The following is a 3,626-nucleotide window of genomic DNA, read 5'->3' on the forward strand; positions in this document are numbered from 1 at the left end:
GATAAGCTGGCTAATTGGCGCCGCTGCTGTTACCCTCGTTTTGTGGCAATTTTCTTGGGGAGATTATATTCTTTATCCCTTTTCAATTCTCGCCACTTGGTTTCACGAAATGGGTCACGGACTAACAGCGTTACTCCTGGGGGGAGACTTCCGAAAATTAGTCATGCTTCCCAACGGTTCTGGCTTTGCGGTACATTCGGGTTCGTTATTTTTAGGTCGTATTGGACTGGCGTTGGTGGCTGCAGGTGGCCCATTAGGGCCGGCGTTTGCGGGAGGATTATTTATTATTTCCAGTCGTCGCTACAAAAATGCTCAGATTTGTTTAATGATTCTTAGCGGTTTATTACTCTTTTCTGTGTTAATCTGGGTGCGATCGCTATTTGGAATTGTGGCGATTTCTCTGTGGGGGGCTGGCTTGTTATTTACTGCCCTAAAAACACCCCATTGGTTCCAAGGATGGGCGATTCAATTTTTAGGTGTGCAGGCGATTATTAGTACCTACCATCAACGGGGTTATTTATTTATGAATAAAGCCGTGATTGGAGGTCGAATGATTATTTCTGATACTGGACAAATTGCTCAACAACTCTTTCTACCCCATTGGTTTTGGGCGTGTTTAATTATTCTAATTTCTGTAGGAATTTTGGTTCAGAGTATCAGAATTGCTTACCGAGATTAGCCAGCAACACTCTATCATCCCAGTCAAAAATATAGTCTCAAAAAATCAGCCAAGATTTCACAGCAAAAAGCATTGAAATTCTGATATTTTCTGGCGTGTATCCAGGGGAGGCTTCTATGGTTTCAAACTTATATATCGCAGCAGTAGACTCCGACAGTGGTAAATCTCTTGTGTTACTCGGCATAATGGAATTACTATCTAAACGCATTGGTCGATTGGGTGTTTTTCGTCCAATTATTCATCGTCGAGATCAACCTGATCCTGATATTGAATTAATTCGCAGTCGTTATCAACTGAATTTTCCCTATGAATCTCTCTACGCTTTAAATCACGAACAAGCCCAACATATCGTCGCTGAAGGACATTATGATCAACTCCTCAAAGTTATTCTAGAAAAATATAAAACCCTAGAACAACAGTGTGATTTTATTGTTTGTGAAGGCGCTGATACAGTTGATGTGACTTCCGCCTTTGATTTTAATTTGAATGTTCAAGTCGCCAATGATTTAGGTTCAGCGATTGTTATTGTTGCTAATGGACAGGGAAAAACACCCGAGGAAGTGGTTGATGGAGTTCGCTCCGAACGAGAAGCTTTTATCGAAGAAGGATGTACAATTGCAGCGACAATTGTCAACCGAGTTTTACCCGAAGATATTAGTACAATTACCGAAAAATTTAAAAACTGTTGGTCGTCTGAAGATCCGGTTTTTGTATTACCTGAAGAAGAAATTCTTTGGAAACCAACTATTGGAGAAGTTGCTCAAAAAATTAACGCAAAATTCATTCATGGGGATGGAGATCAACTCAATCGAGAAGTCCATGATTGCAAAGTGGCGGCGATGCAAGTTCCTCACTTCCTCGAACATATTGATGAAGGCAGTTTAATTGTCACTCCAGGGGATAGATCGGATATTTTATTAAGCTGTTTAGTGGCAACTTTATCAGAAAATTATCCCAATATTGCCGGAATTATCTTAACGGGAAATATCCAAATTCCTCTGAGTATTTATAAACTCATTGATGGGTTTAGTCAGTGGAGTGTACCGATTATGATGGTTGAAGAAGATACGTTTGAAACTGCGACTAAAATTAGTCAAGTTCGAGCGCGAATTACCGCAGATAATCCCCGAAAAATTGCCACTGCTTTAGGCATATTTGAGTCCTATGTAGAGGGTTCAAAAATAGCCGAACGTATTTCGATTTCTCGTTCTCATCGTCTGACACCGTTGATGTTTGAATATGAGTTAATTGATCGGGCGAGAAAGAATAAAAAACATATTGTCTTACCCGAAGGAAACGAAGAACGGATTTTACAAGCCAGTGAGATCTTATTACGACGAGGTGTTGTTGATATTACGCTGTTAGGTCAAGAGTCAGAAATTAACAATAAAATTGCGGCTTTGGGGTTGAATTTAGACGGTGTTAAGATTGTTGATCCGAGCAATTCTGACTGGTATGAAGACTATGCCGAAACCTATTTTGAACTGCGAAAACATAAAGGGATTAGTCGAGATTGTGCAGCCGATATGATGCACGATAATAGTTATTTTGCAACAATGATGGTGTACAAAGGGGTTGCAGATGGAATGGTTTCAGGAGCGGTTCATACAACGGCTCACACCATTCGTCCAGCCTTAGAATTTGTTAAAACTCAGCCGGGATGTTCGATTGTTTCGAGTGTGTTTCTCATGAGTTTAGAAGATCGGGTTTTGGTGTATGGAGATTGTGCAGTTAATCCCAATCCAAATCCTCAACAACTCGCCGATATTGCCATTAGTTCAGCACTCACTGCGAAAACCTTTGGGATCGAACCTTTGGTGGCGATGTTGTCTTATTCGACGGGAGAATCAGGGAAAGGAGAAGATGTCGATAAAGTTCGGGAAGCCACTCAAATTGCTCAACAATTACGCCCGGATTTAAAAATAGAAGGGCCGATTCAATATGATGCGGCTGTTGATGAAAGTGTAGCCAAAACTAAACTACCCGGAAGTGAAGTCGCCGGACACGCAACCGTGTTTATTTTCCCCGATTTGAACACTGGAAATAACACTTATAAAGCCGTTCAACGTTCGGCAAATGCGGTGGCAATTGGCCCCGTTTTACAAGGGTTGAAAAAACCCGTTAACGATCTCAGTCGCGGGTGTACAATTCCCGATATTGTCAATACCGTTGCCATTACCGCAATTCAAGCCCAATCTCAGGACGTTTGAGGGAAATTTCGATATAGAGTTTACTATATTTTCCCCCGGTTATGTAAAGCTCATGTAAAGTTAAGCCTGGTAATTTTTACAAAACCCTCTTGAATTCTACACAGTTATCCTTGATACTCTAGGCAAAACAAACATTAAAAGGTGCATCATCCTAGTTTTTATTTGCACTAAAATCAAGGAATACTTCCCATGAAATTGAAAAACTTGATCAACCTGGCAGCAACTACCATTACTCTAAGTTTAGGGGTCGTTATTAATCCGGCTGTTTCTCGTGCAGTAACGATGTTCTCTTCGGTAAAATTAGAAGAGGGATGGTCTTTTGGCTTTGAGGGGTATGACATCGAACACCAAGGACAAGGTGTAATTGATATTTTCGTGAGTTATGATTATGTAGAAGGAATCGGTGTAGATGATCCGTTTGAGTATCCAGAATTTACTCAGATTTACAATTTTATAGATGATTTTCTCGTCAATTATCCCAATGAAACGGACTTTTGGGAAATCCTCAATAAAAATCTGGTGACTGAATTATTAACTGAACCGATTCCCACAGAATTTGGCTTTGATTATCAGTTAGGAGAGGTGTTAGATTCTCTCACCGTTGAAATTGGTGTTCAATCCGGTTCTGGTGATGTTTTTATTCCTCGGTCTAGCATCGTCACTGGAACACCGGGAACAGAAGTGAATTTAGATGAATCTTGGTCATTTGTGTTAGAAGATTACGCAATTGAACATCA

The 3,626-nt window shown here is 40.5% G+C and carries 2 protein-coding genes and 1 pseudogene; all 3 read left to right on the forward strand.

Annotated features, from left to right (window positions below):
• The first annotated feature begins 1 nt into the window (after position 1).
• Entirely contained in the window at positions 2 to 679 is a 678-nt protein-coding gene (locus tag M595_RS26910) for a M50 family metallopeptidase (RefSeq protein ID WP_052001916.1), read from the forward strand.
• Positions 680 to 795: 116 nt separating this feature from the next.
• Positions 796 to 2,889, forward strand: coding sequence for a phosphate acetyltransferase (gene pta / locus M595_RS26915; protein ID WP_023069760.1), 2,094 nt, complete (start codon positions 796 to 798; stop codon positions 2,887 to 2,889).
• 189 nt (positions 2,890 to 3,078) lie between these two features.
• A pseudogene (locus M595_RS26920) lies at positions 3,079 to 3,626 on the forward strand (hypothetical protein); the annotation flags it as partial.

The sequence above is a fragment of the Lyngbya aestuarii BL J genome (assembly GCF_000478195.2).
GTDB lineage: Bacteria > Cyanobacteriota > Cyanobacteriia > Cyanobacteriales > Microcoleaceae > Capilliphycus > Capilliphycus aestuarii.

Coding starts and splice junctions, on each gene's coding strand:
- pta (WP_023069760.1), top strand. CDS start 796: ATGGTTTCAAACTTATATATCGCAGCAGTAGACTCCGACAGTGGTAAA.